Source organism: Bradyrhizobium sp. GW821-FHT12B03 (genome assembly GCF_058807535.1).
This window is the reverse complement of the sequence record NZ_JBXAQU010000003.1, coordinates 1-22,061: the sequence shown is the minus strand read 5'-3', so window position 1 is coordinate 22,061 and position 22,061 is coordinate 1. Positions and strand designations below refer to the sequence as shown.

19 protein-coding genes are annotated in these 22,061 nt (G+C 65.9%); 8 read left to right on the top strand and 11 right to left on the bottom strand.

Going from position 1 to position 22,061, the window contains the following annotated elements:
* Positions 1–5 precede the first annotated feature (5 nt).
* Both AC1RUR_RS07250 and AC1RUR_RS07245 read left to right on the top strand, forming a co-directional pair.
* Complete coding sequence (locus tag AC1RUR_RS07250) at positions 6–1,220, top strand: M20 family metallopeptidase (RefSeq protein WP_492842424.1); 1,215 nt, start codon at positions 6–8, stop codon at positions 1,218–1,220.
* Positions 1,221–1,250: 30 nt separating this feature from the next.
* Positions 1,251–2,378: a M24 family metallopeptidase gene (locus AC1RUR_RS07245; protein ID WP_492842423.1), complete on the top strand. Its 1,128-nt coding sequence runs from the start codon at positions 1,251–1,253 to the stop codon at positions 2,376–2,378.
* Positions 2,379–2,480: 102 nt separating this feature from the next.
* On the opposite strand, the gene AC1RUR_RS07240 is transcribed toward AC1RUR_RS07245, so the two are convergent.
* Entirely contained in the window at positions 2,481–3,257 is a 777-nt protein-coding gene (locus tag AC1RUR_RS07240; protein ID WP_492842422.1) for a LamB/YcsF family protein, read from the bottom strand.
* Positions 3,258–3,397: 140 nt separating this feature from the next.
* On the opposite strand from AC1RUR_RS07240, the gene pxpB reads away from it, so the two are divergent.
* Together pxpB and AC1RUR_RS07230 are read left to right on the top strand one after the other, a co-directional pair.
* Positions 3,398–4,153: a 5-oxoprolinase subunit PxpB gene (pxpB, locus tag AC1RUR_RS07235; RefSeq protein ID WP_492842421.1), complete on the top strand. Its 756-nt coding sequence runs from the start codon at positions 3,398–3,400 to the stop codon at positions 4,151–4,153.
* Between the two features lie 8 nt (positions 4,154–4,161).
* Positions 4,162–5,187 carry a 5-oxoprolinase subunit C family protein gene (locus tag AC1RUR_RS07230; RefSeq protein ID WP_492842420.1) on the top strand — a complete coding sequence of 342 codons (1,026 nt, stop codon included), beginning with the start codon at positions 4,162–4,164 and terminating at the stop codon, positions 5,185–5,187.
* A gap of 58 nt (positions 5,188–5,245) precedes the next feature.
* On the opposite strand, the gene AC1RUR_RS07225 is transcribed toward AC1RUR_RS07230, so the two are convergent.
* From AC1RUR_RS07225 to AC1RUR_RS07215, 3 genes are read right to left on the bottom strand one after another with little or no spacing between them, the layout of a single operon-like run.
* The gene (locus AC1RUR_RS07225) at positions 5,246–5,686 is read right to left on the bottom strand and encodes a RidA family protein (protein WP_492842419.1); all 441 of its coding nucleotides are present in this window, start codon (positions 5,684–5,686) and stop codon (positions 5,246–5,248) included.
* 18 nt (positions 5,687–5,704) lie between these two features.
* Positions 5,705–6,883, bottom strand: a complete 1,179-nt coding sequence (locus AC1RUR_RS07220) for an acyl-CoA dehydrogenase family protein (protein WP_492842418.1) — start codon at positions 6,881–6,883, stop codon at positions 5,705–5,707.
* Between the two features lie 16 nt (positions 6,884–6,899).
* A complete protein-coding gene (locus tag AC1RUR_RS07215) occupies positions 6,900–9,218 on the bottom strand; it encodes a bifunctional salicylyl-CoA 5-hydroxylase/oxidoreductase (RefSeq protein ID WP_492842417.1) in 2,319 nt (772 codons plus the stop codon).
* A 292-nt stretch (positions 9,219–9,510) separates the two neighbouring features.
* Here AC1RUR_RS07215 and AC1RUR_RS07210 point away from each other — a divergent pair, with 292 nt between their 5' ends.
* Positions 9,511–10,017, top strand: coding sequence for a MarR family winged helix-turn-helix transcriptional regulator (locus AC1RUR_RS07210; protein WP_492842416.1), 507 nt, complete (start codon positions 9,511–9,513; stop codon positions 10,015–10,017).
* 9 nt (positions 10,018–10,026) lie between these two features.
* On the opposite strand, the gene AC1RUR_RS07205 is transcribed toward AC1RUR_RS07210, so the two are convergent.
* The 7 genes from AC1RUR_RS07205 to AC1RUR_RS07175 are packed head-to-tail and all read right to left on the bottom strand — an operon-like array spanning position 10,027 to position 17,400.
* Positions 10,027–11,691 carry an ATP-dependent acyl-CoA ligase gene (locus tag AC1RUR_RS07205; protein WP_492842415.1) on the bottom strand — a complete coding sequence of 555 codons (1,665 nt, stop codon included), beginning with the start codon at positions 11,689–11,691 and terminating at the stop codon, positions 10,027–10,029.
* Positions 11,692–11,700: 9 nt separating this feature from the next.
* Positions 11,701–12,858: an ABC transporter substrate-binding protein gene (locus tag AC1RUR_RS07200; protein WP_492842414.1), complete on the bottom strand. Its 1,158-nt coding sequence runs from the start codon at positions 12,856–12,858 to the stop codon at positions 11,701–11,703.
* Positions 12,859–12,912: 54 nt separating this feature from the next.
* The gene (locus tag AC1RUR_RS07195) at positions 12,913–13,695 is read right to left on the bottom strand and encodes a cyclase family protein (RefSeq protein WP_492842413.1); all 783 of its coding nucleotides are present in this window, start codon (positions 13,693–13,695) and stop codon (positions 12,913–12,915) included.
* Positions 13,696–13,730: 35 nt separating this feature from the next.
* Positions 13,731–14,972, bottom strand: a complete 1,242-nt coding sequence (locus tag AC1RUR_RS07190) for an SDR family NAD(P)-dependent oxidoreductase (protein ID WP_492842412.1) — start codon at positions 14,970–14,972, stop codon at positions 13,731–13,733.
* A complete protein-coding gene (locus AC1RUR_RS07185) occupies positions 14,969–16,147 on the bottom strand; it encodes a thiolase family protein (protein WP_492842411.1) in 1,179 nt (392 codons plus the stop codon). Before AC1RUR_RS07185 ends, AC1RUR_RS07190 begins: the two co-directional genes overlap by 4 nt.
* A gap of 25 nt (positions 16,148–16,172) precedes the next feature.
* The gene (locus AC1RUR_RS07180; RefSeq protein WP_492842410.1) at positions 16,173–16,601 is read right to left on the bottom strand and encodes an organic hydroperoxide resistance protein; all 429 of its coding nucleotides are present in this window, start codon (positions 16,599–16,601) and stop codon (positions 16,173–16,175) included.
* A 16-nt stretch (positions 16,602–16,617) separates the two neighbouring features.
* The gene (locus AC1RUR_RS07175; protein WP_492842409.1) at positions 16,618–17,400 is read right to left on the bottom strand and encodes an aspartate/glutamate racemase family protein; all 783 of its coding nucleotides are present in this window, start codon (positions 17,398–17,400) and stop codon (positions 16,618–16,620) included.
* Between the two features lie 631 nt (positions 17,401–18,031).
* On the opposite strand from AC1RUR_RS07175, the gene AC1RUR_RS07170 reads away from it, so the two are divergent.
* The 3 genes from AC1RUR_RS07170 to AC1RUR_RS07160 are packed head-to-tail and all read left to right on the top strand — an operon-like array spanning position 18,032 to position 22,032.
* A complete protein-coding gene (locus AC1RUR_RS07170; RefSeq protein ID WP_492842408.1) occupies positions 18,032–19,180 on the top strand; it encodes an ABC transporter substrate-binding protein in 1,149 nt (382 codons plus the stop codon).
* 42 nt (positions 19,181–19,222) lie between these two features.
* Positions 19,223–20,266 (top strand): branched-chain amino acid ABC transporter permease, encoded by a 1,044-nt coding sequence (locus AC1RUR_RS07165; RefSeq protein WP_492842407.1) that lies wholly within the window; start codon positions 19,223–19,225, stop codon positions 20,264–20,266.
* Positions 20,263–22,032 carry a branched-chain amino acid ABC transporter ATP-binding protein/permease gene (locus AC1RUR_RS07160; RefSeq protein WP_492842406.1) on the top strand — a complete coding sequence of 590 codons (1,770 nt, stop codon included), beginning with the start codon at positions 20,263–20,265 and terminating at the stop codon, positions 22,030–22,032. Before AC1RUR_RS07165 ends, AC1RUR_RS07160 begins: the two co-directional genes overlap by 4 nt.
* Positions 22,033–22,061 lie beyond the last annotated feature (29 nt).

The window sequence follows — 22,061 nt, the reverse complement described above, 5'->3', positions numbered from 1 at the left end:
CCCTCATGGACCACAACGCACTTCTCGCCCGGATCGACGTGCCCGCCGCGCTCGACCTGCTGTCACGCATGGTGCAGCACAAGAGCTACTCCAAATCGGACGGCGAGAAGCAGCTCGCTTCCTTCATGGCCGGCCGCATGCGCGAGATCGGCATCGAGACCGAGCTTGCGACCTTCGGCAATGAGGGCCGGGTCAACGCCGTCGGCCGCTGGAAAGGCACGGGCGGCGGCAAGAGCCTGCTGTTCAACGGCCATCTCGACACCAACCCGGTGACCGAGGGCTGGACCGTCGATCCCTGGGCCGGCAAGGTCGACGATGATTTCATCTACGGCATCGGCGTATCCAACATGAAGGCCGGCGACGCCGCCTATTTCTGCGCGGTGAAGACGCTGATCGACGCCGGCGTCAGACTCCGGGGCGACGTCATCCTCACCTACGTCGTCGGCGAGCTGCAGGGCGGCGTCGGCACCTACTCGCTGGTCGAGCAAGGGCTTCGCGCCGACTACTTCATCAATTCGGAGCCGACCGACCTGAAGGCCATGACCATGCACGCCGCGGCGTTCATGTTCATCATCGAGCTGACCGGCAATACCCGCCATCTGTCCAAGCGCGAAGAGGCGGTCGACGCGATCACCGCGGCGTGCGATCTCATTCCACGCCTCAATGCGATGAAGTTTTCAGGCGCGCTCTCGCCGGAGCATGAACGGATCAACCGCGTCCATGTCGGCGTCGTTCACGGTGCGCTCGGGCGTGAGCTGCACGAATGGCGCACGCCCCAGGTCGCCGACTTCCTGCGGATCAAGGGCTCGGGCCGCTATGCGCCGGGGCAGACCGAGTCCGGCGCGATGGCCGACATGCGCCGCGAGCTCGACGCGCTCGAAGCACGTTTCCCCGGCCTCAAGGCCGAAATCATGTCGGAGGACCGCGCCGGCGTGCCGACCATGCCGCCTTACGAGGTGTCGCCCACGAGCCCGATCGTCGCGGCAATCAACCGCGCCTATCGCGCGGTACGCGGCGAGGATCAGCCGACGGGAGCCGTTGCACCGAGCTGTTTCTACGGCACCGACGCGGGGCATCTGCACTATTTCGGCGGGATGGAAGGCATCGTCTGCGGCCCCGGCGGACGCTACAACACGATGCCCGACGAGCGGGTCGACATCGTCGACTTCGTCGACATGATCCGCATCTACATGCTCGCCATCCTGGAGATCTGCGCCTAGGCGCAATCAAGAGCGCGCATCTGAGGGTAAATGACGATGTTGTTTCCGATCGACGAATACGAGGCGCGCCTCAGGCGTGTGCGCGAGCAGATGGCGGCTCGCGAGCTCGATGTCTTGATCATCGACCAGAGCGAGTTCCTGGGCTACGTCACCGGCTTCCTGATCTCGGAGAACATGTACCGGGCCTGCATGCTGCCGCGCGACGGCGAGCCCATCATGATCCTGCGTGCCGTCGACCTCGGCCCGTTCACCGAGAGTTCTTGGCTGTCGCGCTCCGTTGCCTTCGCCGATTGGGAAGACCCGATCCGGGTGCTCGCCGACACCATCCGCAGCCTTGGCTATGCGACAGGGCGAGTCGGGCTCGACGAAGACTCCTATTGCATGCCGCTCTCCCGCTTCAAGCATCTGTCGGCGCAGCTGCCGGATGCGCGCTTTGTCGATTTCTCCGGCGTCATGGCCGAGCTCCGTGCCAGGAAGAGCGCAAGGGAGATCGCCGTGCTCCGGCGCGCCGCAGCGATCGGTGACCTCGGCATCGACGCCGCTCTGAAGGCATCCGGCGAGGGACGATCGGCCCGCGATGCGGCGGCCGCCGTCTATCAGGTGTTCATGCAGGAGGGCGCGGATGCCGCGCGCGCGGGGATCATCACCGCCGGTGTCGGCAACGCCTTTCTTCACGGCGGGCTGACCAGCGAACCGCTTGCCAAAGGCGATGTGCTGCACATGGAGCTGCTACCCTATGTCGACGGCTACAGCGCCCGTCTGATGCGCTCGGCGGTGGTCGGCGAAATCGGGCCTCATCGGTCGCAACTGGCCAAGCGCCTGATCGATATCCAGGATCGGCAGTTCGAGGCCATGAGGCCGGGGGCCGCGGCGGCTGATGTCGATGCGGTCGCGCGAAAGGCCATGCTCGCCGACGGGCTGCGGACCGACTACCCCAATATTACCGGCTACCCGCTCGGCTGCTATCCGCTGCACAGCCCGCGCACCAGCGACTTCTCACGCATCTTCCTGCCGACGTCGGACTGGACGCTCGAGGAAGGCATGGTGTTTCACATGTACGTCTCTGCCGACGGACTCGCCCTGAGCGAGACCGTGCTGGTAACCGCGGACGGACATGAGCGTTTGACACGGTCGCCACGGCAAGTCTTTCAAGTCTAGACCCGCGAAGCACGACGCCTTTGTGAGCGGAACCGACATGCTCTCGCCCGTCCTCACCCATCTCGTGCCGGAATGAGACGCAATGTCTTCCCGCACGAGCGATCAGGTGCCGATGACCTCAGCCATCGGCGCCAGCGTGACGCCCGCCGCAGCAAGGCGCACCTTCAGGTGCTGCGCCATCGCAACGGCGCCCGGCGTATCACCATGGACGCATACGCTGTCGATGCGGGTCGGCAATCGCGTTCCCGACAGGCATGTGATCGCGCGGTCCTCGATCATGCGAACGACCCGCTCCGACGCTGCTTCCGCGTCATGAATGACGGCTCCGGCGAGACGACGGGAGACCAGATTGCCGTTGTCGGAATAGGCGCGATCGGCATAGACCTCGCGCACCAGCGGCAGGCCGAATTTCTCGCCGGCCCGCTCCGTCTCCTGGCCGGGCATCACCACAAAGATCAGGTTGCGGTCGATGGTGCGGATCGCACGCGCCACGGCTTCGGCGAGATCGCGATCCTCCGCGGCGATGTTGCCGAGCGCACCGTGGGTCTTGACATGGCGGACATTGTGGCCGGCGTCGGATGCCAGCGCCATCAACGCGCCGACCTGATAGAGCACGATCTTCTCGATGTCGGCGGGCCGCTCGCCCTGAATCGGCCTGCGGCCAAAGCCCCAGAGATCGAGGAACCCCGGATGCGCGCCGGCCTGCACGCCATTGGCCTTCGCCTCCGTCAAGGTACGGTGCATGACGAGCGGGTCGCCGGCGTGAAAGCCGCAGGCGATGTTGGCCGAGGTGACGGTCCGCAGCATCGCGGCGTCGTCGCCGAGCGTGTAGACGCCGAAACCTTCGCCCATGTCGCAATTGATATCGATCAGAGTCATCGTCGTCCTCATCTACCGTGCAGGCTCGATATACCCATGATAGACGGTGCCCGTCACGGAAAATTCGGCGCGCTGCTTGCATGGGACGGCGTCGCCTATCGAAGGGCAGGCATGGCTCCCACACCTTCGCAACGGCATGAATGAGCATGATGAATGATGCACTCTACGCGGTGCCGCGCTTCCGCCGATCCGGCGACGCTGCGCTGACGGTCGAAGTCGGGGACGGCATCGACGCCGACGTCAACGCACGCGTCGTCGATCTCGATCGTGCACTGACCGAGCGCACGCTGCCCGGCATCGTCGAGATCGTGCCGACCTATCGCACGCTGCTGGTCTGCTTCGATCCGACCGTGCTGTCACGGCGCGACATCGAGGCGGAGGTCATGGCGCTGTGGCCGCAAGTGGCCCCGGAGGGGCAGGTCCGCCGCCGCTGGACCGTCCCCGTCGCCTATGGCGGCGACAACGGGATGGACCTCGACTGGCTCGCCCAACGCCTCGAGACGACGACCGACGAGATCGTGGCGCGGCACAGCGCCGCCGAATACCGCGTCTACATGATCGGCTTCATGCCGGGATTTGCCTATCTCGGCGGCCTCGATCCCGTCCTTCATATCGACCGGCGCCCGGAGCCCAGGCTCGTGACGCCGCCGTGCAGCGTCTCCGTCGGCGGCCAGCAGGCCGCAGTCGCACCGCCTCTCGCCGCGCCCAGTGGCTGGCACATGCTCGGCCGCACGCCGGTGCGCTCCTACGACCCGCGCCGCACCGATGAGCCCTTCCTGTTCCGCGCCGGCGATCTGCTGCGGTTTTACCCCATCGGGCCTGCCGAATTTGCCGTACTCGAACGCGCGGCGGAAACGGGCGCGATCGTTGCCGGGAGAGAAGAGTTGAAGGTCTGAGCCGCGCAATGCCTGTTGATCTCGAAATCATCGCGCCCGGCCTTGCGACGACCCTGCAGGATCTTGGCCGCCGCGGCTACCAGCGCTTCGGCATCTCGGCGTCCGGCGCGATGGATCCCATTGCACTCGCCACCGCCAATGCGCTGGTTGGCAACAAGCCCGGGACAGCTGCGCTCGAAATCACCCTCGCAGGGCCCACGCTCAGCTGCGCCGGCGCCGACATTCGATTCGCGCTGGCGGGCGCGGACTTCGCCATCAGCATCGACGGCCGGCCGATCGCGTCCCATGAGACCCATGATTTGAAGGCCGGCCAGCGCCTCGCGATCGGTACCGCGAGGGACGGCGCCCGCGCTGTCCTCGCCGTCTCCGGCGGATTTCAGATCGCGCCGGCGCTCGGCAGCGTCTCGACACATTCGCGCAGCCAGCTCGGCGGGCTCGACGGCGGTCCACTGCGCGCGGGCGATCGGTTGCCGCTGGCTGTTCCCGGACTGCCGGCACAACCGCACCGGATGGTCTCGCCGGCACGCCGCCGCCATGCGCAAGGACCCGTTCGCGTTCTCCTGGGCCCGCAGGACGATGCCTTCAGCCCCGAGGGGATCGCGACCTTCCTCACCTCCGATTACGCCGTCACGGCCCTGTCCGATCGCATGGGATGCCGATTGGAAGGACCGCCGATCCGGCACGCCGGCGCGGTCGGCATCGTCTCCGACGGAACGGTGTTTGGCAGCATCCAGGTTCCGGGGAACGGTCAACCGATCATCCTGCTCGCCGATCGCCAGACCACCGGAGGTTACCCAAAGATCGCAACCGTGATCTCGGCAGACCTGCCACGGCTTGCGCAGCTCCGCCCCGGCGAACGCATGCGCTTCGAGGCGATCGAGGAAGACGTCGCCGTGAAGCTCGCATATGACATGCGCGAGCAGATCGGGCGCATCGAGGCGTCCTTGATCGAGATCCGGCGTAACGCCGCACCCAGCAGCGGCCATTTGCTGGCGTGCAATCTCATCGACGGTGTCATTTCCGCGTTCGATTGAACGAGGTCGGCGCCAGCGCCTGCGCGTCCGTACGACGGCTTGGATCGACGCGCGCTCGTCAGCGCGGGACGACGGCCGTTGCTTCGATCTCGACGCGCGCGGAAGGCTCGACAAGACGCACGACCTGAACGAGCGCCATGCTGGGATAGTGGGTCCCGATCACCTCGCGATAGGCTTTGCCGAGCGCCTTGAGATTGGAGACGTATTCGTCCATGTCCACGACATACCAGGTCAGACGAACCAGATGATCCGGCCGCGCGCCGCCTTCGGCCAGGATCGCAACGATGTTTTCGAGCGTCTGGCGGACCTGCGCAACAAATCCTTCGCCAAACCGGCCTGAAACGTCCCAGCCGACGACGCCGCCGGTCACGACGAGGCGCCCGTCGGCCATCATGCCGTTCGCATATCCCTTTGGCTGCGGCCAGCCGCCGGGCTGGAGCACCTGCAAACCGTTCGCCATGTCGGGCGCCGCTGCACCCGGCTGTCTCATCACACTCATCGGCTTCTCTCTATCGTCTCAGCGCGGTTTCAGTAAGTCGCGCGCCACAATCAGTTTCTGGACCTCGGTCGCGCCCTCGTAGATGCGCAATGCGCGGATTTCGCGGTAGAGGCTTTCGACGACCTCGCCCTTGCGCACGCCGCGTCCGCCGAACATCTGGACCGCGCGGTCGATGACGCGCTGCGCGGTCTCGGTCGCGGTCAGCTTCGCCATGGCAGCTTCGCGCGTCGTGGGAAGCTTCTGGACGTCGCGGCGCCAGGCCGCGCGATAGGTCAGGAGCGCGGCGGCGTCGGTGTCGGTCGCCATGTCGCCGAGCGCAGCCTGGGTCAGTTGGAGATCTCCGAGCGTCGCACCGAACATGTGCCGGCTCTTCGCATGCGACAGCGCTTCGTCGAGCGCCCGCCGGGCAAAGCCGAGGGCCGCGGCCGCGACCGATGCGCGGAAGATGTCCAGCGTCTGCATCGCGAGCTTGAACCCGCCGCCGGGCGCGCCGAGGCGACGGCTCGCCGGGATCCGGCAATTGCCAAAGCGCAACGTCGCCAGCGGATGCGGCGCGATGACGTCGATACGCTCGGCGATGCCGAAGCCGGGATCATCGGGAAAGACGACGAACGCCGAGATGCCGCGGGCGCCCGGCGCCTCGCCGGTTCGCGCAAACAGCGTGTAGACGTCGGCAATGCCGCCGTTGGAGATCCAGGTCTTCTCGCCGTCGATGACATAGTCGTCACCGTCGGCGCGCGCCGTGCAGGACATCGCCGCGACATCCGATCCCGCCTCCTTCTCGGACAGCGCGAAGGCCGCCAGCCATTCGCCGGAGCGAACTTTCGGCAGCACGGCCTTGCGCAGCTCGGCCGAACCGCCGAGCGCGATTGCGCCGGAGCCAAGCCCCTGCATGGCGAAGGCGAAATCGGCGAGGCCGTCGGCATAGGCGAGCGACTCGCGCGACAGGCAGATCGAGCGGGAATCGATCGTGGTCGCATCGCTGTCGGGCGCCGCGACCGCGCAATCGAGCACCCCCGCCTCGCCCATCGCGCGCACGAGCTTGCGGCAGGCACCGTCGACGTCGCCGTGATCGATTGCGTCGAGAGACCCCGACTGCACGAAGCGATCGAGCCGCTCGCCGATCGTGCGGTGGCGCTGTTCGAAGAACGGCCAGTCCAGCCAGTCTCGCTTGATGACTTTTGCCACGGAGCTCATCCGATCCCTCCTCCGCTCACTGCGCGCTGGCTGCCGCGGCGCGCGCCAGATTGGCTTCATATTGCCCCTTGGCGGACAGATATTGCTTCGGCCAGTCGACCCTGGTGATGCCGATGCGCGCGGCTTCGTGCAGCGTCCAGGCCGGGTCGGCCAGATGCGGCCGCGCGATGGCGCAGAGATCGGCGCGGCCGGCCGCCAGGATCGAGTTGGCGTGATCGGCCTCGGAGATCGCACCGACTGCGATCGTCTCGATGCCGACCTCGTTGCGGATCAAGTCGGCGAACGGCGTCTGGAACAGGCGTCCATAGACCGGCCGCTCCTCCTTCCAGACCTGCCCCGAGGAGCAATCGATCACGTCGGCGCCTGCCTCCTTGAACATCGCTGCGAAGATCGCTGCATCGGCCGGAGTGTTGCCGCCTTCGGTCCAGTCATGGCACGACAGGCGCACCGAGGTCGGCCGATCCGACGGCCACACCGCGCGCATCGCCCTGAACACCTCCAGCGGAAAGCACGCGCGGTTCGCATGGCTGCCGCCGTATTCGTCCGTGCGCCGGTTGGTCAGCGGCGACAGGAAGCTCGACAGCAGATAGCCGTGGGCGCAATGCAGCTCGAGCCACTCGACGTCGGCGGCAGCGGCACGACGTGTCGCTGCGACGAAATCGTCGCGCACGCGGTCCATGTCACTGCGGTCCATCGCCCGCGGCAACTGGCTGTGCGGCAGATACGGCAAGGCCGACGCGGAGATCAGCGGCCACTCCCCGGATTCAAGGGGTTGATCGATCCCTTCCCAGGGCACCCTGGTCGCACCCTTGCGCCCGGCATGGCCGAGCTGGATTCCGACCTTGGCGTGTCCGAGACCGTGGATCAGGTCGACCAGCCGGCGCCACTGCGCTTCTTGCGCATCGTTCCAGAGCCCGAGGCAGCCCGGCGTGATCCGCGCATCCGGCGAGACGCAGGTCATCTCGGCAAAGATCAGCGCAGCGCCACCCATGGCACGCGCGCCGAGATGGGCGATGTGGAAGTCGTTGATGAGCCCATCCTGCGCCGAGTACATCGCCATCGGCGACACCATGATGCGGTTCGCGAGCGAAAGGCCGCGGACGCGGTGCGGCGTCAGCATCGGCGGCGGCACCCGCTCGCCGTCCTTGACTGCGATGCCCGAGCGCGCGGCGAACCAGCGCTCAAAACCTTCCAGCCAGGTACGGTCGCGCAGGCGCAGGTTCTCATGGCTGATGCGCTGGGAGCGTGTCAGCATCGAATAGAAGAATTGCGGCGGCTCGAGCGTGTCGGCATAGCGCCGGCCGACCACCTCGAACCATTCCATGGCGTTGCGCGCCGCGTTCTGGATGCGCGCCACGTCGACGCGGCGCACTTCCTCATAGGCATCCAGCACAGTCTCGATCTGGTCGCGACCATGACCATGACGATCGAACTGGTTGGCGAGCTCGATGGCGTCGTCGAGCGCGAGCTTGGTGCCCGATCCGATGGCGAAATGCGCGGTGTGCGCCGCGTCCCCCATCAGCACGACGTGAGACTTGCCGTTGAACACGCTCCATTTGCCGCAGATCAGGCGGCTGAAATTCAGCCAGGCCGAGCCGCGGAGATGGCGGGCGTTGGTCAGGAGCTTTGCGCCATCGAGCGTCTCGGCGAAGATCCTTTCGCAGAACTCGATCGAGCCCTGCTGATCGAGCTCGCCGAGCCCATGGGCATTGTAGGCTTCTTCCGTGGTCTCGACGATGAAGGTCGAGGTCTCCGCATCGAACTTGTAGATGTGCGCCTGGAACCAGCCGTGCTCGGTCTTCTGAAAATCGAACGTGAAGGCGTCGAACGCCTTCTTGGTGCCGAGCCAGATGAACCGGTTTGGGCGGATCACCATGTCGGGCCGGAATTGCTCGGCATAGCGGGTACGGATCCTGGAATTGACGCCGTCGCAGGCGACGATCAGGTCGGCGTCGGGAAATTCGAGGTCGGACTCGACCTCGCGCTCGAAGACGAGCTCGACACCCAGCGCCTCACAGCGCCTCTGGAGAATGTTGAGCAGATGCTTGCGCCCGATACCGATGAAGCCATGGCCGGTCGTGCGCTGGCGCGTGCCCTTGAAGACGAGCTCGATATCATCCCAGTGATTGAAGGCGTCCTCGATTTCGGCGGCGCTCTCGGGGTCGGCAAGGCGCATCGCGGACATCATGGCATCGGAGAACACCACCCCCCAGCCGAACGTATCGTAGGGCTTGTTGCGCTCGACGACCGTGACGACATGCTCCGGATGCCGGCGCTTCATCAGCAGGCCCAGATAGAGACCGGCCGGGCCGCCGCCGATACAGACTATCCGCATGATCCCTCGCTTTCGCGCGCCGCGCCGTGGGCCGAACTCTCGCTCGAATTATTTTAAGCATAAAGTATTTTGTCGGCACGGGCCTTGTCAAGGTGAGTTCTGCAAACCCCTCGAGCGACGGCCCCGCCTCCGCGACCTCGAACCTTAGATACAACGCAAATTGGACACATGGCAGAGCCAATTCCGAGGCATTCGGGCTCAGCCTTGAATTTACTTTTGGCACGAACTATCCTGCCAGCATCCACGAGAGCTGCGTCAGCTGTCGTCAGGCCACCAAGCCCGGGAGATTCGATTGGCACTCGCGAAGGAGTCCACGCCTGTTTCGGCCAGGAATGGGGCGGATCAGGAGGCCGAGTACAGGGCTCAAACGCGAGTCTGGCTCCGGCTGCTCGCCTGCACGACCCTGATCGAGGGCGAGCTGCGGCGCCGGTTTCGCGAAGAGTTCGATTTCACGATGCCCCGCTTCGACGTCCTCGCCCAGCTCGACCGCGAACCGAGCGGACTCGTGCTGGGAGAGCTGCCGAAGCGCCTGATGGTCTCGGCCGGGAACCTGACGCCCATCGTCGACCGCCTGGTCGAGGATGGATACATCACCCGCACGCCGTCGAACCTCGACCGCCGCGTGCAGATCGTCTGCATGACAGTCGAAGGCCGCAAGGCCTTCAGGCGAATGGCCAAGAGCCACGGCGCATGGCTTGCCGAGCTGTTGGCCGATTTCCCGGCGGACCGGTTCGACGGACTGATCGGCGAGCTCGACGAACTGAAGGGCGCCGTCAGGGACGCTCTGCAAAAACGCTGAGGCCGACGGTCAGCGCCGCACCTTCACTCCGGCCGCTTCGCGATCCCACGTATCCGTGGTGACGCCGGCGTCGCGCAGCACGCCCTTCTTGATCTTGCCGTTCTCCGTCAGCGGCATCTGGCTGAGAATGCGCACATAGCGCGGAACGGCGAAATAGGCGATCTGGCCTTCGCAATGCCGGACAATGTCGACGGGCGCCAGCGATTGGCCCGGTTCCAGCAGGATCGCGGCCGCAACCTCGTCCTCTCCCAATTCCGACGGCAGCGGGTAGATCGCGCAGGCGGCGACCGCGGGATGGGACTGGATGGTCTGCTCGACCTCCCAGGAGGATACGTTCTCGCCACGCCGGCGGATGGAATCCTTCATGCGGTCAATGAAGCGATAGTGTCCGTCAGCATCCCGGACGACCCGATCGCCCGAGTGAAACCACAGATTTCGCCAGGCCTCGACCGTCTTCTCCGGCATGCCGAAATAGCCGGTGGCGAAAGCAAAGGGCTCTTTTGCGCGGAGCACGAGTTCGCCGGCCTGCCCGTCAGGAAGCGCTGAATCATTTTCATCGACGATTCGCGCCTCGATCCCGTCGGCCAGATAGCCCATGGTCCCCGGACGGTCGGACGGAATCGTGCCGGCGAACACGAAGTTGGTCTCGGTCGACCCGTAGCCGTCGACCAGCGGTACGCCAAACCGCGCGAGGAACGGACCGTGGATCTGCGGCGGCACGCCGCCGCCGAGCGCAACGCGAAGGCGATGCGTCGAATCGTCGGCGCTCTTCGGCTGCGCCAGAAGCATCGACGCCATCGCGCCGAGCAGATAGCCGACGGTCGCATGGTGCCGGTGCGCGGCCGCCCAAAAGCCGGAGGCGGAGAATTTCGGCTCCAGCACGTAGGTGCATCCGTTCAGCAGCGCCTGATAGAACGCATTCAGCGCGTTGGTATGGAACAGGGGCAGCGTCGTGAACAGCACATCGCCTTCGCGGATGCCGAGCGCGCGCGCCGAATAGATGCCCCACCAGAACAGTTGCGCCTGCGGGCAGCACACTCCCTTCGCAGGCCCCGTGGTGCCCGATGTGTAGAGGATCGCAACGGTGTCGCCGGGACGCACGGCCCCCGCCGGTGCCGCGGCTCCGAGCGCCGGCAACGGCAACGCGGAAAGCCTGGCATCGCCTGCGCCGTCGGCATCCCCGATGATCCAGGTTCGCGGCGGCAGCTCGACGCCGGCCTCGACAGTCTCGATCGCGGTGACGAACTGAGCCTCGACGACAAGCAGCGCGGGACGCGAGTTGCGGAAGATGTGGGAGAGCTGGAAGCCGCGCAGCGCGGTATTGATCGGGACTGCGATGGCCCCGAGCCACGCACAGCCGAGATAGACCTGCAAGAACTCCGGACGGTTCGAACACATCAGCGCGACCCGATCGCCCGGCTTGATCCCGGCATCGACCAGCGCCTGGGCCGACGCGGCCGCGATCGCCGCGGTCTGTGCAAAGGTCCAGCGCGTCCCGCCCGCGACCAGCAGGATACGCTCGCCATAGCGCTCCGCCTGCCGCGTGAGGATCATTGAGAGGATGCGGTCCGACGGCGGAAACGACGCCACCGCATGCGCCGAGGCCGGCGTCTTGCCCTCCCCGCCGACCGCTTCGCTGATCTTTGCCGGCGCCCCGTTCTCCGTCACGATCATGCTTCCGCCTCAGGGCAACAGCTTGTATTTGCCGTCCTCGATCTGGACCATGATGCGCGAGCGCTGATCGACGCCATGCCGATCCGCCGGCGTATAGGTGTAGACGCCCTGCGTCCCCACGACCTCCTTGGTCGTGAACAGCGCCTGACGAAGCGCGGTACGAAATTCCGGTGAGCCGGGCTTGGCGCCGGTCGCCATCGCGCGCTTGGCGGCATCGGCGAACACCAGCCAGCCATCGAAAGAATAGGACGAGAATGAATCCGTCGGCGCCTCACCGTTCGCCTTCTCGAAGGCCGCACGGAAATCCAGCGCAATTTTCTGGATCGGATTGCCGGCCGGAAGCTGCTCGGCCGCGGTCACAGGTCCAGTCGGGCAGATGATGCCGTTGGCGGCCTTGCCGGCAAGGCGGAGGAAATCGGCGCTGATCAGCCCGTGATTGCCGTACAACGGCCCTTTATATCCGCGCTCGGACAAGGCGATGACCGGCAGCGCACCAGGCGTCCCGGTGCCGCCGAGCATGATGGCATCAGGACGCGCGGCAAGTGCGCGGAGCACTTGCGCCGTTACGGAGGAATCCGACCTGGCGTAGCGCTCGTTGGCAATGACCTTGATGTCGGCCGTCTTCGCACTCTGCTCGAGCGAGTTGTACATGAGATCGCCGAACGCATCGGAGAAGCCGATGAACGCGACGGTCTTCAGGCCCTTCGCCTTCATGTGGTCGACGATGCCCTGCACCAGAAGCGGCGTCGGCTGCGGCGTCTGGACCACCCAGGGACCGCCATCGCCCGGCGGCACCGGCGCGATCGGGGACACCGCAATCATCGGAATCTTCATCTCGATGGCCGCAGTCGCCATCGCGAGCGTCTGGGGTGCGCCGGACGTGCCGATGAGGACGTCGACCTTCTCCTGCTCGACCAGCTTGCGGGCGTTGCGCGCCGAGGCGGTCGGATCAGAGCCGTCATCGAGCTGGATAAGCCGGAGCTTCTCGCCGCCGATCTCGCCGATATAGGCCTGCCCCGCCGCGATCCCCTTCGCGTTCGGGATTCCAATCGACGACACCGGCCCGCTGAGGCCGGTGACGAAGCCGACGAGGATCTCGGCCTGCGCAATGTTCGAGGCCGCAAGCAACAATGCAGTGGAGGCCAGCAGGCTCTTGATCAAGTTCATGGCACCTGTCTTTCGTGAGGATGTCTTCTGATTGGCAAGCGCCATGGAATCAATTCAGGTTGACGACACCAGCGCGATGACGCGCAGCGGACTGCCGGAGCCGTTCTGGATCTTCAGTGGCGAAGCCACGATGACCGCCCCGGTGGCCGGAAGCTGATCCAGGTTGCACAGGCATTGCAGGCCGTAGCGGCCCGCGCCGTGCAAGAAGTGATGCGCCGGATAAGGCGGCTCGAAATGCCCGGCCTGCCCCGCATCGGTGCCGATGGTCTCGGTGCCAAACCCGATGACGCCGCGCTCCTCCACCAGCCACTTCATGACGGCCGCGTTCGGGCCCGGCGTGTGCGCACCGTCATCGCCGAGATTGGAGTAGTCGCGCCAGCCCTTCTTCGACCAGTCGGTCCGCAGCAGCACCCAGTTCCGTTCGGGGATCCGGCCGTGCTTGGCTTCCCAGGCTTCGACGAGCGGAACGGTCAGCAGGAAATCGGGATCCTGCGCGGCCAGCGCGGAGCAGTCGATGACGCAGGCCGGCGCGATCATGTCCTTGGCCGGCATGGTGTCGACGGCATTGTTCGGCAGGTTCTTGCCGGTGAACCAGTGAATCGGCGCATCGAAATGCGTGCCGGTGTGCTCGCCGAACGTGACGTTATTCCAGTACCAGGCCGGACCGCGACCGTCGTATCGCGAGATCTCCTGGATGCGGACCGGCGCCGCCTGCCCGAACTCTGGCGGCAGCACGATGACCGGAAAGTCCGGGCTGAGCGTGAAGGTCAGATCGACGACGCGCACCGCGCCGGAAGAAATCGCACTCGCCAGCTCCAGGAGATTGTTGCTTTGCATCGTCACGTCCTCCGGCTTGGTTGAAATCCTGCTTCTTACCTGTCGAGCTCGCGCTCGAGCGCTTTTGGATTCGCCGCCAGACGCTGCCGGATCTCTTCGGCGACATCTCCGACATACATCTCCTCGAGCCCGCCTTTGAGCCCCGACACGATCGCCTGCGCGATGGCGCGCGGCGCGACCTTCGGCGGCGGCACGGTCTGGAACCATTCGGTGTCGACGGGCCCGGTGAACAGATTCATCACCCTGACGCCGCCGGGCCTGAGCTCGGCGCGCAGGCAGTGCGAGAGCGACAGGCACGCCGCTTGCGAAGCCGAGTAGGCGCCAAAGGCAGGCCAGTTCGCCAGCGCATAGACCGAGAGAATGTTGACCCACGCGGCACTGTTGTTGACGCCATCGGCACCCCGCATCCGCATGGCGTGGCCAAAGGCCTGCGCGAGGTTGATGAAGCCGAGATAGGCCTGGTCGACCTCGTCGCGCGCGATGCTGGTGCCCCTGCGGTCGAGCAGGCCGCCCGGCCGCACATATTCCGTCGTGTTGACGAGGATATCGACCTTGCCGCCGATGTCGGCCGCAAGATCGGCCGCCGATTTTTCGTCGGCTGCATCGAGGGTCACGATCTCGATCCCGTCCTGGCCGCGCAGCAGCGTCTCGCCGGCGAACGGCCGCCATGGTTCGGCAATGCCGACGAACACCGTCTTGGCGCCGGCCGCCTTCAAGGCGGCGACGGCTTCCTGGCCGATCACGCTGCGACCGTTGGTCACGAGCACGCGCCGGAATTTCGGATCGGCTGTCATTTCCCGCCACTGCTTGTCGTCTGCCATGTTGGGAGTCTCCCCCTCGGGATGGGCAAAGGCCACCGCCTGACCGCTCTTGTCGAGTTGCAACGACATGCGGACCGGCGCGCCCTCCACGCAGTCGGCATGGAGGTGTGCGACGATCGTCGGCCCGCAGTCCATCCTGATGAGGCCGATGCGCCAGGGCGCCCGTTCACGAAAATAGACGTCGCTCGGCACGCGCGCCGTGGTCTCGGAAAGAAGCATGCCCCGGCGCGGCGCATCGACGAAGGCGAGGCCGGATGACAGGCAAGACGGACATGCCTCCCGCGCCGGATAGGCAAAAGCGCTGCAAGCCTCGCAGCGTTGCAGCATGAAGCGGCCTTCGGCGGCCGCTAGCGTGAACCCATGCGATGTCCTGCTGCGCGGCCGCGGCGGCGAGGCAGGCAGCCGCGTCCGCAGCAGCGGGTTCTTGCGCCGGGGCGGCTTGATCGGCTCGATCATCGCGAAGGCCCTGCAAAGATCGCGGCGCCCGAGGCGAGACCGCGGTCATAGTTGATCATACCGAACCCAGAAGCCAAGGCGAGGCTCGCATTGCTGACCTGCGTGGGGCCTGCAGTTCCCAGAACCTGCCGCAGTCCCTCGACCAGACCAAGATAGGCGCCGGCCGCGCCGGCCTGCCCGACCGAGAGCTGTCCGCCCGAGGTGTTGTGCGGAAAGTCGCCGTCGATGGTGAGGTCATGCTGGCGCACGAACTCGGCGCCCTCGCCCTTGTTGCAGAAGCCGAGATCCTCGAACTGCATCATGGTGATGACGGGATAGTCGTCATAGGTCTGCACGACGTCGAGATCGTCGGGCTTCACGCCGGCCATCGCGTAGAGCTCGCCGATATCCATCGCCCAGCCGCCGCGCACCTGCATCGGATCGTCGGCAAAGGCATTGTGCCGCTCGATGGTGGAGAGAAGTCGTGCGGCTGCCAGCCCGAGCGACGCCGCGGTTTCTTCCCGCATCACCAGGAAGGCCTCGGCGCCCGCGCAGGGCATCACGCAATCGAACAGGTGGATCGGATCGGAAATCGGCCGGGCCGCGAGATACTGTTCGAGCGTCAGCGGCGCCTTCATCAGCGCATGCGGATTGCGCAAGGCATTGGCGCGCTGGGCAACGGCGATCCTGCCGACATCCTCCCGCGTGACCCCGAAGGTGCGCATGTAGTTGCGCGCGATCAGCGCGAAGCTCGCATTGGCGCCGCCTGCACCATAGGGATAGACGGCGTCCTGGTTGAAGCGTGAAAAGTTCTCCAATGTCAGCCGGAAGGAATCGACATGGTTGGTGTCACCGGCGACGCAGGCCACGATGTCGGCGTCATGAGCCTGAACCGCGCGCGCCGCCTTTCGCAAGGCGGCGACGGCGCTGGCGCCGCCGAGCGGGATCGTGTCCAGCCAGCGCACGCAGAGCCCGAAATGCTGCGTCAGTCCGACACCGCTGTCGGTCCCCATGGTGAAGCTGGAGACGCACAGACCGTCGATGTCGGAGGCCTTGATGCCGGCCTGTGCGACGAGCGCGCTCAACGCACGGCCGATCCACCACTGCGCGCTTTCGATGGAGTAGCGCACATAGGGAATCGTGACGGGCGCCGCGATCACGACGCCATCATACGGTGTGCGTAAGGAATTGGTCACCGACCGCCCGCCTCGTTCATCCGCCTCAGACCACCGTCAGTTTCACGGCAATATTGCCGCGGGTTGCGTTCGAATAGGGGCAACGCTCGTGCGCGCCGGCGACGATCTCTTCGGCCACCGATGTCTCGACACCCGGCAGATTGACCTTCAGCTCGACGGCGAGCGCATATCCGACGGGGACCGGCCCCATCGCCACCTTCGCGGTCACGGACGGCTCCGCGGACGGCACGACTTTCCGGGTCCGCGCGACCAGCTTGACCGCACCGAGAAAGCACGCGGCGTAGCCCGCTGCAAAGAGCTGCTCCGGATTGGTCCCGTCGCCGCCGGGGCCGCCCATCGATTTCGGCAAGGACAGCGACACCGACAACAGACCGTCGGCGCTGGCAGCCTTGCCGTCCCGACCTCCGGTCGCCGTCACCTCGGTCTCGTACAGGATTTTTTCAGGAGTCATCATGATTCATTCTCCAGGACTAGCGGCTGCTACGGGCAAGCAGCGCACGGAAATCAGCGCGCGCCTGGGCGCTCGCCCGCTTGAAGCTCGGCCCGCGGCTGGGCTCAGTGCCATTGAGCTTCCGGAGCTGCACCCACATCTCGGCACTCTTCAGAGCCACGGCCGCGCAGTTGACCACCGGCGCATGGCCGACCTTCAGGCCATGCTCCCTGCCGATCAGGAGACCCGGCAGCACACCGGCGGGGATCACGACGTCGGCGCCTCGCTCGACCAGCGGAAGGGCGCAGGCGACAAAATCCTCGATCATGCGGGCTTGCGCGGCAGCATCTCCGGCGAACGCATCGGCGAAATCCTCCGGCTTGCAGCCAAGACCGGTCACATGGACCACCCGGCCACCGAGGCCGTAACGCTCGGCCTGCTCGTAGTGCCAGACCTCGAAGACGGGATCGAGCGTCACAAGGCCTAATCGCCGGCCGAGCTGCGAGGCCGCCAGCAGCGTCGCCTCGCCGGTCCCGATCACGGGGATGTCGAGCGCCGAGCGTAGCTCGTAGAGTCCGGGATCCTGGAAATGTCCCATGACGAAGGCGTCGAACCCGCCCTCCTCGGCCGCGAGGCCGTTGTCGATCGCCTGGACGGCGCAGCGCAATTCCGCGAGCCGCCCGAACTCCCGGTCCGGCGGCGTAATGCCCTCGACGTGAACCGTCGTGCCCGATGCGGCAATGCTGTTGAGGTATTCCGACAGCCGCGCCATGTAGGGCGCGTTCACGCTCGCATCAACGAAGCTCTGCCAGAAGATGCGCATCGTCCTTCTCCTCAAGCGGTGGTCGGAGGACAGGTCGTCGGCTGCCGATGAATATATTTCAACCATAAACTAATTCACGCGTCAAATGCGCATGGCGGCGCCGACGGCGGGCACCGTCACGGCGCGGCGAGCACGGGCTTTTCGTCCGGTCGAGCGGCAGAGAAACGCCGCACTCTGACGGAATTGTATGCAACGACATTTTTTTCTGACAGCGCCGTGACACGTGTTGACGGCCCCACCGATAATACTTTAGGCTTTAAGTAATTCCTCGCCGGTCAGGGACCGGTGGCCATGACAATGACGTTGCAGGCACCGATTTTGAGAGACTCAATCGTGTGGACAGTCGCCGCGCTCGAACAGCCGGCAGCAGCAGCACCGCCGGTCGCGCATCGCGGCAGGGCCAACGACCTTTCATCGCTTCAGAAAAGACCCGCCCGCATTCGCCGATGGGCCCGTCATTCGCGCGGCAAGCAACATCATGGCTGCTGACGCCAGGCCGAACAAAACTCTCTTCGGTCGCGCCGGGGATTCGGCGCCGCAGCAATGCTTTCAATCGGTTGGTTCGTCGTTCGGGGTCCCCGCGCGGCAGCTTCAAGGCATTCCTATCCAGCATCAACGGAGGAGAACGCAAATGCGCAAGACTCTGAGCCTAATTGCACTTGCCGCCGGAATTGTCGCAGCTCCGGCTGCGCAGGCCGACATCACCATCGGCTTCGTCACCTCGCTCAGCGGCAATGGTTCGTCGATCGGCATCCCCTATGGGCGCGGCATCAACGCCGCCTATGAATACAAGAAGACCATCAACGGCGAGACCATTCGCCTGATCCAGCTCGACGACGGCTCCGACCCGTCGGCCGCGACCCGCAATGCGCGCAAGCTGGTGGAAGAAGAGAAAGTCGACCTTCTGATCGGCACCGCGACGGCGCCCTCGACCATCGCCATGGCCGCGGTGGCGAGCGAATTGAAGGTGCCGATGATCGCGGTGTCGCCGATCGGCAAGCTGCCTGAAACGCCGGAGCAGTGGGTGGTGTCGGTGCCGCAGCCCGCGTCCCTGCTCGTCAAGATCATCGCCGACCGCATGAAGCGCGACGGCATGAAGAACATCGGCTATATCGGCTTCTCCGACGCCTGGGGCGATCTCGTCTACAACGGCGCCAAGGCGGCCGAGGCCGCCGGCGACATCAAGATTCAGACCAACGAGCGCTATGCCCGCACCGACACCTCGGTGACCGCGCAAATTCTCAAGGTGATGGCCGCGCGGCCCGACGCCGTGCTGGACGGCGGCTCGGGAACGCAAGGCGCGCTGCCTCTGCTCAGCCTCGCCGAGCGCGGCTTCAAGGGCAACACCTACGGCACGGTAGCGCTGGTCAATCCTGATTTCGTCAACGTCGGCGGCAAGGCGGCCGACGGCATCCAGGTTTCCGCCGGTCCGGTGATCGTCGCCGAGCAGCTGCCCGACGAGCACTTCGCCAAGAAGATCGCGCTGGACTTCCGCAGCGTCTACCAGAAGACCCATAACATCCCGACCACCGACGGCTTCTCCGCCTACTCCTTCGACGCCTGGCTGATTTTCGCCAATGCCGCGGAGCGCGCGCTGAAGACCGCCAAGCCCGGAACGGCGGAATTCCGCACCGCGCTGCGGGATGCGATCCTCAGCACCAAGGAGCTGCCCGGCGTGCACGCCATCTACAACTTCAAGCCCGGCGCGGTGACCGGCGTCGACGAGCGCGCGCTCGTCGTGGTGCGCCTGACCGGCGGCGCCTGGAAGTACGCGCCGTAGTCGGACGACGGCAGACGGCCAGAACGGGGGAACGGCGTCTCAATGACGAGCGACATCGCAGCCATCCTTGGGATCGACGGGATCGCCACCGGCGCAGTCTATGCGCTGGTGGCGATCGGGACCGTCCTCATCTTCACGGTGACACGGGTCATCTTCATTCCCTTTGGCGACATCGCCGCATTCACCGCGCTGACGCTGGCTGCCCTCGACGCGAAGCGCTTTCCGGGCACGGGAGCGCTGGTCGTCATCCTCGCCTGCCTTGCGACCCTGATCGAGATCATCTCGCTCATACGCGCCGGCGAGACCCGGCTGCTGCCCCGCGCACTCTTCTTCTACCTCGCGCTGCCGCTCGCCGTGGTCGGCCTCGCCTGGCTCGCGATGCGGACCGATCCTCCGCTCGCCGTCAGGCTGGTGCTCGCGCTGATGCTGATCACGCCGATCGCCCCGCTTCTGGACCGGATCGTCTTCCGCCCCATCGCGGACGGCACGGTGCTGTTGCTGCTGACGGTCTCCGTCGCGCTGCATTTCGCGCTGGTCGGCCTCGGACTGCTGTTCTTCGGACCTGAAGGCGTCAGGACCGAACCGCTGACCTCGTTCTCGACCGAGTTCGCCGGCGTGCTGGTTTCGGGCCAGACCATGCTGATCGTGATCGCGGCGCTCGTCTTCAGCGGCCTGCTCTATCTCTTCTTCGACTTCACGCTGGTCGGCAAATCGCTGCGCGCCACCGCCGTGAACCGGACCGGCTCCCGCCTGATGGGCATACGGCCGGCTCGCGCCGGCACCATCGCCTATCTCCTGGGCTCGCTGATGGCCGGCGTCTCCGGCATCCTGATCGCGCCTGTGAACACCGTGTTCTATGACTCAGGCTTCCTGATCGGGCTCAAGGCCTTCGTCGGCGCCATCGTCGGCGGCATGACCAGCTATCCGGGTGCGGCGATCGGCGCCGTCGGCGTCGGCATCCTCGAAAGCTTCGCATCCTTCGAGAGCAGTGCGCTGAAGGACGTCATCGTGTTCTCGCTTCTGATCCCGATCCTGATCTGGCGATCCCTCGCCTCGCTGCATTCCGAGGAGGAGATCGAGGAATGACGCGCCTTCATGTTCAGCTTGCGGCGGTGGCCGCTGTGGTGTGCCTCGCGCTCGCGCCTCTCGTCCTGAGCCCGTTCAGCATCACGCTGATGAACTATATCGGCATCTATTCGCTGGTCGCCATCGGGCTTGCGCTGCTCACCGGCGTCGGCGGCATCGTATCGTTCGGACAGGCGGCGTTCGTCGGGGTCGCAGCCTATGCGACAGCGTGGGTCTCCGCGTTGAATGGGTACTCGCCGTGGCTCGGCCTTCTGTTCGGCGTGGCGCTGACCTGCACGGTCGCAACCATCCTCGGCGTCGTCACCTTGCGGCTGCAGGGCCATTTCCTGTCGCTCTCGACCGTCGCCTGGGGCCTCGCGATCGGCTTCCTGTTCGGCAATGTCGAGGGGCTCGGCCGCTTCAACGGCATCTCGTCGATCCCGCCGATCAGCATCGGATCGTTCGCGCTTGTCACGAGCGCGCAGATCTATTTCCTGATCTGGGGCATCGTCGCGGCCGTCCTGCTGCTTGGATATAATCTGCTGGACTCCCGGCTCGGCCGCGCCATGCGCGCGCTGCGCGGCGGCAACACGCTGGTCGAGAGCCTCGGCATCAACGCCTTCCGGATCAAGCTCGTAACCTTCGTGATCGCGGCGTTCCTCGCCTCGCTGTCCGGCTGGCTCTACGCCCATATGAGCCGCTTCATCAGCCCCGGCCCGTTCGACGCCGGCATGGGCATCGAATATTTGATGATGTCGATGGTCGGCGGCGCCGGCAGCCTGCTCGGCGGTGTCGTCGGCGCCGCCGTCGTCACGCTGCTCAAGAACAGCGTGCAGGACTATCTGCCGCTGATCGCCAAGGGCGCCTCCGGGCAACTCGAGATCGTCGCCTTCTCGGCGCTGTTCATCCTGTTCCTGCAATGGGCGCGGCAGGGCATCGTGCCCTTCGTCGCGCGCTTTCTGCCGAAGATCAGGCGCGAGCGGCCGGAGCCCGCGGCTCCCCTGCCCCGCCGCACACAACCGGCACCGGGCGAGCTGCTTCTGAAGGTCGATGGCGCCGAGCGGCGGTTCGGCGGCCTGGTCGCCGTCAACAATGTCAGCTTCGAGGTCCGCTCCGGCGAGATCCTTGCCGTCATCGGCCCGAACGGCGCCGGCAAGAGCACGATGTTCAACTGCCTGACCGGCGCGCTCCGGGTCAACAAGGGCGAGATCGTCTTTGCCGGACGCGCCATCACGCGCGACGCGCAATCGCGCATCGCCAAGGCCGGGATCGCCAGGACCTTCCAGCATGTGAAGCTGCGGCCGCGCATGAGCCTCCTGGAAAACGTCATGCTCGGCACCTACGCCCGCACCAGCACAGGCCTGTTCGCCAGCGCCTTCCGTCTCAACCAGCGCGAGGAAGCGAGCGCCCGGCACGAGGCCCTGACGCAGCTCGAACGCGTCGGGCTCGGCGAAAGACCGTTCGAGCTCGCAGGCAATCTGCCGCTCGGCAACCAGCGCATCCTGGAGATCGCGCGGGCGCTGGCCGCGGACCCGGCCCTCTTGGTGCTGGACGAGCCGGCGGCGGGCCTGCGCCGCCAGGAGAAGCTGCGGCTTGCGGAGCTGCTCCGCTCGCTGCGGTCGGACCACCTGACCATCCTGATCGTCGAACACGACATGGAGTTCGTGATGTCGCTGGTCGACCGCATCGTCGTGCTCGATTTCGGCTCGAAGCTGTGCGAAGGCGCGCCAGCCGCGATCCGCAGCGACGAGCGGGTTCAAGAGGCCTATCTCGGAGGCGTCGCGTGAGCCAGATGTTTTCCATGACAGACGTGACC